The following is a 9,041-nucleotide window of genomic DNA, read 5'->3' as shown; positions in this document are numbered from 1 at the left end:
CCGATGTTGGATTTCAACGAGCCGAGGTAGAGGGGGTGTTCGGCCGGCCGGTGCTGTCCGTAGGTGGCGAGCAGCGCGGTCACCTCGATGGGGTCACCGAGCGGCGTGCCGGTGCCGTGCCCCTCGACGGCGTCCACGTCGGCCGGGGTCAGCCCGGCGTCGGCGAGCGCCTGCCGGATCACCCGCTGCTGGGCCCGTCCGCTGGGCGCGCTCAGCCCGTTGGAGGCGCCGTCCTGGTTGACGGCCGAGCCGCGGATCACGGCCAGTACCGGATGCCCGTGGCGCCGCGCGTCCGACAGCCGCTCGACGACCAGCGTGCCGATGCCCTCGGAGAAGGCCGAGCCGTCCGCGTCGTCGGCGTACGAGCGGCAGCGCCCGCTCCGGCCGAGCACCTGCTGCCGGCTGAACTCCACGAAGCCGCCCGGCGTCGACATCACCGTCGCCCCGGCCGCCACCGCCAGGTCGCACTCCCCGCCGCGCAGCGCACGTACCGCGAGGTGCAGGGCGACCAGGCCGGCCGAGCAGGCCGTGTCGAGGGTGAGAGTGGGCCCTTCCAGGCCGAAGACGTAGGCGACCCGGCCGGACAGGACGCTGGCGGTGTGCCCGAGCAGCAGGTGGTTGGCGACCCCCTCGGGGGCGTCCTTCACCCCGGCCGCGTAGTCCTGCTCGCCCGCGCCGACGAAGACGCCCGTACTGCTGCCGCGCAGTGATGTCGGCGGGATACCGGCCCGTTCGAAGGACTCCCAGGTCGTCTCCAGCAGCAACCGCTGATGCGGGTCCATGGCCAGCGCCTCGCGCGGCGAGATCCCGAACAGGCCCGGCTCGAATCCGGCGATGTCGTCCAGGAAGCCGCCCTCGCGGGAGTACGACGTCCCGGCCGAGGCCGGGTCCGGGTCGTACACGGCGGCCGGGTCCCAGCCGCGGTCGGTGGGGAAGGCCACGATGGCGTCCCGCTCCTCGACGACCAGCCGCCACAGGTCCTCGGGGCTGACCGTGCCGCCGGGATAGCGGCAGGCCATGCCGATGACGGCGATCGGTTCGTCCGCGGCCGAGGCGGCGGACGGCGCCTGCTCCCGCTCCGCGCCGGTCAGCCGGTCGCGGATCGCGGCGGCCAGGTCGCGCGGGGTGGGATGGTCGAAGACGACGATGGCGGGCAGGGCGAGCCCGGTCGCCCTGCTGATCCGGTCGCGCACCTCCACCGCGGTCAGCGAATCCAGGCCGAGGCTCTTGAAGGTCTGCGTGACATCGAGGTCGTGGGCCGTGTCGTGCCCGAGGGCGGCCGCCACCTCGTCCCGCACCAGTGCCAGCACCGTCCGCTCCTGTTCGAGGGGCGGCAGCGCGCCCACGCGGCGCGCGAAGCCACCGGCGTCCGCCCCCGCCTCGCCCTCCGTGGCGGCTTCCGTGTCGCCGTGCGCCGCCGACAGGGCGAACAGCGGGCCGGGCCGCACCGCGGCGAACAGCGCGGTCAGCCGCGGCCAGTCCACATCGGCGACGACCTGGCAGGTGCGATCCGACGCCAGCACCCGTTCCATCGCGTCCAGGGCGTCCGCCGGTGGCAACGGGCGCAGTCCGCTGCGCCGCAGCAGCCCGGCCACCTCGTCGTCCGCCGCCATGCCCGCGCCTTCCCACGGGCCCCACGCGATGGACGTCGCGGGCAGCCCGTCGGCCCGCCGCCGCTGGGCGAGGGCGTCCAGCACCGCGTTGCCGGCGGCGTACGCGGCCTGCCCGGCGCTGCCCCACACCCCGGCGACCGACGAGAACAGCACGAAGGCGTCCAGCTCCAGGCCGGCCTCCCGCGTCAACTCGTCGAGGTGGCAAGCCCCGTCGGCCTTGCCCGCGACCACCGCGGACCACTCCTCGGCCGACAGCCCGGTCACCGGGCGCGCCTCGAAGACACCGGCCGCGTGGAAGACGGCGGTGGGCCGATGACGTGCGATCAGGTCGGCGACCGCGGCGCGGTCCGCGGTGTCGCAGGCGACCACCTCCACCTCCGCACCCAACTCCCGCAGCGCGGCCACGAGATCGGCCGCACCCGGGGCGGCCTCGCCCCGACGGCCGGTGAGGACGAGACGGCCGGCGCCGTTCTCCGCGAGCCACCGGGCCACATGGGCGCCGAGCGCCCCGGTCCCCCCGGTGACCAGGACGGTCCCGCGAGCGCGCCACCGCCGCCCGCGTACGGCGCCGGTACGGTCGGTGTCCGCGCGGGCGGCGCCGGTAAGGGCGGTGCCTGTACGGGTGGTGTCCGCATGGGCGGTACCTGTACGGGCGGTGCCTACACCGGCTGTGTCCGCACCGGCTGCGTCCGCACCGGCCGTGTCCGCACGGGTGGTGTCCGAATGGGCGGTGCCTGTACGGGCGGTGCCTACAGCGGTCGTGTCCGTACCGGTCGTGTTCGCATCGGCGGTGCTTGTACGGGCGGTTTCCGGACTGGCCGATTCCGAGCCGGCCGCTCCAGTACCGGCCGTGTCCGCACCGGCTGCGTCCGCACCGGCCGTGTCCGTACCGGCCGTGTCCGCGCGGGCGGTTTCCGGACTGGCCGATTCCGAGCCGGCCGCTCCAGTACCGGCCGTGTCCGCACCGGCCGTGACTGTACCGACGGTGCCGGGATCGGCCGTGTCCGCGCCGGCGATGTCTGGATCGGCTGTGTCCATACGGGTGGTGTCTGCACTGGCCGTGTCCGCACCAGCCGCATTCGTACCGGCCGTGTTCGCATCGACGGTGCCTGTACCGGCCGTGTCCGTATGAGCGAAGTGCGCACCGGCCTTGTCCGTACCGGCCGTGCCTGCTCCGGCCGTGTCCGTATGAGCGAAGTGCGCACCGGCCGCGTTCGTACCGACGGTGCCTGCTCCGGCCGCATCCGCACCGGAGGTGCCCGCACTGGCCGTAGGGGGATTCGTCGGGCGGTCGGGGGCCGGGACGACGCGGCGGCCCCGGACGCGTCCGTCGCGCAGGGCGATCTGGTCCTCCCGGCCGGGGCGGCTGCCCGATGCGAGCACGGCGCACAGCGCGTCCAGGTCGCGGTCGCCGAAGCCGCCCACGTCCGCCAGGCCGCCCCAGAGGGAGGGGAGTTCGAGCGAGACGACCTGGCCGAGCCCCCACACCGCGGCCTGCGCCACCGTGCGTACCGGGTCCTGGGCTCCGGTGGAGACGGCACCCTCGGTGAGGAACCACCGCGGGGCGTCCGGGCCTTCGGCACCGCCGGCATCGCGGGCCGCCGCCAGCGCGAACAGACCGGGGTCCGGTGCGAGGGCGGCCGCGACCACGACACCCGCGACGGCACCGTCGTCGGGCGGGCCCACGGCGGTGCCCGCCACGGCCTCGGCGCCGGCCCGTTCCAGCGCGGAGCGCAGAGCCGTCACCCGCGGGTCCGCCGGATCGGTGCCGGCCGGCAGGTCCACCCGCCAACGCCCGTGCAGCCGCGCCCCGTCGACGGACACCGGCACCCACGCCACCTGGTGAGCGTGGCGGCGCATCCGGTCCGCGCGGTCGCGGGTGTCCAGCAGCGCGCCCAGCGTCCGTGTCTGCTCCTCGGTGAGGTCGAGCTCTCCCACGAGGGCTCCGAGGGTTCCGAGCGCGTCGGGGGCCGTGGTCCGCGCGGTCGCGGAGAGCCAGAAGCGGCGGTGCCGGAACGGGTAGCCGGGCAGTGCGACGGTCCGGGCGCCGGTGCCCTCGAACGCCCGCGACCAGTCCACCCGCAGGCCCGACAGGTGCAGGGCCGACAGCGCCTCGACGAAGGCCGCCGGCTCGGGCCGGTCGGCGCGCAGCGCCGCGACGACGGTGGGCGAGGCGTCCGCCGGCAGGCTGTCGCGGACGGCCCCGGTGAGCGCGCCCGGGGGCCCCAGCTCCAGGTACGCCGTCGCGCCCGCCGCGTGCAGCGCGCCGACGCCGTCGGCGAAGCGGACCGGCTCGCGGACGTGCCGCACCCAGTAGGAGGGTGAGCAGAGTTCGTCCGGGCCGGCCGGCGCGCCGGTCAGGTCGGACACGACGGGTACCGCCGGCGGATGGAAGGACACCCCGGCCAGGACCTCCGCGAAGGCGTCCGCCATCGCGTCCATGTGCGCCGAGTGGAAGGCGTGGTCGACCCGCAGCCGCCGTACCCGCCGCCCCCGCGCGCGGAAGCGCTCCGCCACCTCCTCGACGGCGTCGCGGTCACCGGAGACCACCACGGCGGACGGTCCGTTGACCGCGGCCACGCCCACCCGGTCGCCGTACCCCGCGAGCGCGTGCCGGGTCTCCTCCTCCGTGGCCTCCACGGCGGCCATCGCCCCGTCCGCCGGCACCGCCCGCATCAGCCGTCCGCGCGCCGCCACCAGCGCGCAGGCGTCGGCGAGTGACCACACCCCGGCGACACAGGCCGCCGCGAACCCGCCGATGGAGTGCCCGATCAGCAGGCCGGGCCGCACTCCCCAGTGCTCCAGCAGCCGGTACAGCGCCACCTCGACGGCGAAGAGCGCGGCCTGCGCGTGGTCGGTGCGGTCCAGCAGCTCCGCGTCCGTGCCGAACACGACGTCCCGCAGCGGCTGTTCGAGATGCGGGGCGAAGTGCGCGCACACCTCGTCGAAGGCCGCCGCGAACACCGGCTGGGACGCGTACAGTTCCCGGCCCATGCCGGGGCGCTGGCTGCCCTGGCCGCTGAAGACGACCGCGAGCAGGGCGTCCTCCCGGGCCCGGCCGGTCAGGGTGCCGGCGGTGGAGCGCCCCTCGGCCACCGCCAGCAGCCGCTCGACCGCCTGCTCCCGCCCGCCGGCGACGACCGCGGCACGCCAGGGCAGCGCGCTGCGCGTGGTCGTCAACGACCAGGCGGCGTCCACGAGTTCGGTGCCGGAGCCGACGGTCGCCGCGATCCGCGCGGCCTGCGCCCGCAGCGCCTCCCCGTCGGCCGCCGACAGCAGCAACGGGACGGTGGCGGGCGCCGGGCCGCGCTCGGGCGGTCCGGCGGACGGCGGCGCCTGCTCCAGGATGACGTGCGCGTTCGTCCCGCTGATCCCGAAGGACGACACGGCGGCCCGCCGCGGCTGGTCCGTCTCGGGCCAGGCGCGGGTGCGCGCCAGCAGCTCCACCGCGCCGGACGCCCAGTCGACGTGCGAGGACGGCTCACCCGCGTGCAGGCTGCGCGGCAGGACGCCCTCGCCCAGCGCCATGACCATCTTGATGATGCCCGCGACACCCGCGGCGGCCTGGGTGTGGCCGAGGTTGGACTTCACCGAGCCGAGATAGAGCGGCCGTTCGGCCGGCCGGTCCCGGCCGTACGTCTCCAGCAGGGCCCCTGCTTCGATCGGGTCGCCCAGGACGGTGCCGGTGCCGTGGCCCTCGACGGCGTCCACGTCGGCCGGGGCGAGCCTGGCGTCGGCGAGCGCCTCGCGGATGACGCGCTGCTGGGCGGTGCCGCTGGGCGCGGTCAGCCCGTTGGAGGCGCCGTCCTGGTTGACGGCCGAGCCGCGCAGCACGGCCAGCACCCGGTGCCCGTTGCGCAGCGCGTCCGGCAGCCGCTCCACCAGCAGCATGCCCACGCCCTCGGACCAGCCGGTGCCGTCAGCCCCCTCGGCGAACGACTTGCAGCGGCCGTCGCGCGCCAGCCCGCCCTGCCGGGAGAACTCCACGAACGTGTCCGGCGCGACCATCACCGTCACCCCGCCGGCCAGCGCCAGATCGCACTCCCCGCGCCGCAGCGACTGCGCGGCCAGGTGCAGTGCCACCAGCGACGACGAGCACGCGGTGTCCACCGTCAGCGCGGGGCCCTCAAGGCCCAGCGCGTAGGCGATCCGGCCCGAGGCGACGCTGCCGGCACCGCCCGTCAGCAGATATCCCTCCACGCCTTCCGGCACCTCGGTCACGCCGCTGCCGTAGTCGTGGTACATCAGCCCCGCGAACACACCACCGTGCGAGCCGTGGACGGCCTCCGCCGGGATGCCCGCGTTCTCCAGGGCCTCCCAGGAGACCTCCAGCAGCAGTCGTTGCTGCGGGTCCATGGCCAGCGCCTCGCGGGGCGAGATCCCGAACGGCGCCGGGTCGAAGCCGGCGGCGTCGTCCAGGAACCCGCCGTGCCGGGTGGCGCTGGTGCCGCGCGCGCCGGCCGCGGGGTCGAACAGCGCGGACAGATCCCAGCCGCGGTCCACCGGGAACTCGCCCACCGCGTCCCGCTCCTGGAGCACCAGGCGCCACAGGTCGGCGGGTCCGTCCACCCCGCCCGGGTAGCGGCAGGCCATGCCGATGATCGCCACCGGCTCGCCGTCGTCGCGCGGCACGGCGTTCCGGGCGTTCCGCGCAGCCTCGGACACGGCGTCCGCGCCGGCCAGCCGGCCGTCCAGGAACCGGGCCAGCGCGCGGGGGGTGGGATGGTCGAAGACCACCGTGGACGCCAGGGCGAGCCCGGTGGCCGTCGCCAGCCGGTTGCGCACCTCCACCGCCATCAGCGAGTCGAGGCCCAGCTCCCGGAACTCGCTCGCCACGTCCAGCCCGTCACCGCTCGCATGCCCCAGCACCAGCGCCGTCTCGTCACGCACCACGCCCAGCAGCAGCCGCTCCCGCTCGTCGGCCGACAGCCCGGCCAGCCGTTCCTCCAGCCCCGACCGGGACGCCGCCGCCGGCCTCGCCTGCGCGGCCGTCCGCCGTGCGGCACGCGGCACGAGCCGCGACAGCAGCGGCGGTACGGGCCGCCCGGCCCGCACCAGCGCCCGCGGGTCGAGCCGGGCGGGCACCAGGGCGGCCGGGCCGCCGTCCCGCGCCGCCGCGGCGAGGGCGGCGTCCAGCAGGGCCAGCCCCCGCTGAGCCGGCAGCGGCAGCAGCCCGGCGCGCCGCATCCGGGCCAGGTCCCGCCCGTCCAGCCGCCCGGTCATCCCCGACGGCTGCTCCCACAGGCCCCACGCCAACGACAGTGCGGGCAGCCGGAGTTGCCGCCGGTGGAGGGCCAGGGCATCGAGGAACGCGTTGGCCGCCGCGTAATTGCCCTGCCCCGGGTTGCCGAGCACCCCCGCCACCGACGAGAACAGAACGAACGCCGACAGGTCGAGTCCGGCGGTCAGCTCGTGCAGGTGCCAGGCGGCGCGGGCCTTCGGCCGCAGCACCGCCGCCACGGCCTCGTCGCTGAGCCCCTCGACGGTCGCGTCCGCCAACACGCCCGCCAGGTGCATCACGGCGCCCAGCGGATGCCCCGACGCCTGGACCTCCGCCACGACGGCGGCCAGCGCCTCCCGGTCCCCGATGTCACAGGCCCGTACGTCGGCGACGGCACCCGACTCCGCCAAGGTGCCGACCAGTTCGGCCGCTCCGGCCGCGTCCGCCCCCGAACGGCTGAGCAGGAGCAGCCGCCGCACCCCGTGCACGGCGACGAGGTGCCGGGCCACGAGCGAGCCCAGGCTTCCCGTGCCGCCGGTCACCAGGACCGTACGGTCGGGGTCGAAGGGGGGCGGGGCATCCGCTTCGGCCCGCGCCGCATCCCCTTCTTCAGGCGCCGCATCCCCTTCGGCACCGGGGTGACGGACGAGGCGCGGCACGTACGCCGCCCCGCCCCGCAGCGCGAACTGCGGCTCGTCCCCGACCGGAACCGATACGACGTCCGCGTCGGTGTCCGCGTCGGTGTCGGCATCGGTGGCCGCGCCGCCGTCCGTGTCGACGAGGACGAACCGCCCGGGGTGCTCGCTCTGCGCCGACCGCACCAGACCCCATACGGCCGCCGCCGCCGGGTCGGTGACCCGGTCACCGTCGTCCACCGCGACCGCGCCCCGGGTCCGCACCACCAACCGGTGGTTCCGCAGACCTGGGTCGGTCACGAAGCGGCGGACGACCGCCAACACGGACAGGACCAGCTCGCAGACCTCCACGGGGGAGCGGCCGACGAGGTCCAGCAGCACAGGAGGAAGGTCGCCGTGCGGGACCTGCGCGGGTGCGGCGTCGAGCGTGGACTCCCCGCTCGGCACGAGGAGTTCGTCGAGCCCGTCGAGCGTGTCGAGTTCGCCGGGCCCGGAGATCCGGGCCGCCCACCCGCCCGGGCCGGACCCGTCCGCCAAGGCGGCCGGCCCTGCCTCCTCCCACCGCACCGCGAACAGTTCCTCGGACCGCGAGGTCGTCCGCAGCGCCTCCACGGCGACCGGCAGCAGCGCCAGCGACGCCACGGACACCACCGGCGCACCGTCGCCGTCCACGGCGGTCAGCTCCACGGTCTCCGGCCCCGTACGGCGCAGCAGCACCCGCAGCGCCCGCGCGCCGGAGGCGTGCACCCGCACCCCCGACCACGCGAACGGCAGCCGGATGCCCGGCACCCGGGGCAGCAGCCCGGTCGCCGCCACAGCGTGCAGGGCGGCGTCGAGGAGCGCCGGATGCAGCAGGAACCCGTCGGACGCACCCGCCTCCGCGGGCAGTTCGACCTCCGCGAACACCTCGTCCGCGCGGCGCCAGAGGGCACGCACGCCCTGGAACGCGGGGCCGTAGTCGTATCCCTGGGCGGCCAGGTCGTCGTACAGCGTGCTCGTCGGCAGACGGTCGGCACCGGACGGCGGCCAGGAGGCGAGGCCGGGGGACGGGTCACCGACACCGTCGAGGGCTTCCTCGGCCAGCAGACCTTCGGCGTGGAGCGTCCACGCGGCGTCCGAGCCGGCCGGGCCCGGCCGGGAGTGCACGGTCACCGAACGCCGCCCGGCCGCGTCCGGCTCACCCACCGCGGCCTGCACGGTCACCTGACCGGTGAGCGCCAGCGGCGCCCGCACCGTCAACTCCTCGACCGTCCCGCACCCGACCTCGTCGCCGACCCGCATCGCCATCTCCACGAAGGCGGTACCCGGCAGCAGCACCGACCCGGCGACCGCGTGGTCGGCACACCACTCCGGAGACCCCGCGCCCAGCGCACCCGTCAGCACCGCACCACCCGCACCCGCCAGCGGCACAGCCGCGCTCAGCAGCGGGTGGTCGCGCACGGCGACTCCGGGGTGGGAGCCGGCCGGAGAGGTCGTACGCAGCCAGTAGCGTTGGTGTTGGAAGGGGTAGGTGGGGAGGGTGGGTTGGGTGGTGGGGGTGGGGAGTTGGGTGGTCCAGGTGGGGGTGGTTCC

Annotated in this window: 1 protein-coding gene; it reads right to left on the bottom strand. The window is 76.2% G+C overall.

What is annotated here, in order from left to right; all coding sequences use genetic code 11:
• On the bottom strand, nucleotides 1-9,041 hold a 9,041-nt coding region (locus AB0399_RS39820), incomplete at both ends, for an SDR family NAD(P)-dependent oxidoreductase (protein WP_366414611.1).

Source organism: Streptomyces sp. NPDC088194 (genome assembly GCF_040702025.1).
In the GTDB taxonomy this organism is placed as follows: domain Bacteria; phylum Actinomycetota; class Actinomycetes; order Streptomycetales; family Streptomycetaceae; genus Actinacidiphila.
This window is presented reverse-complemented; position numbering and strand designations above follow the sequence as displayed.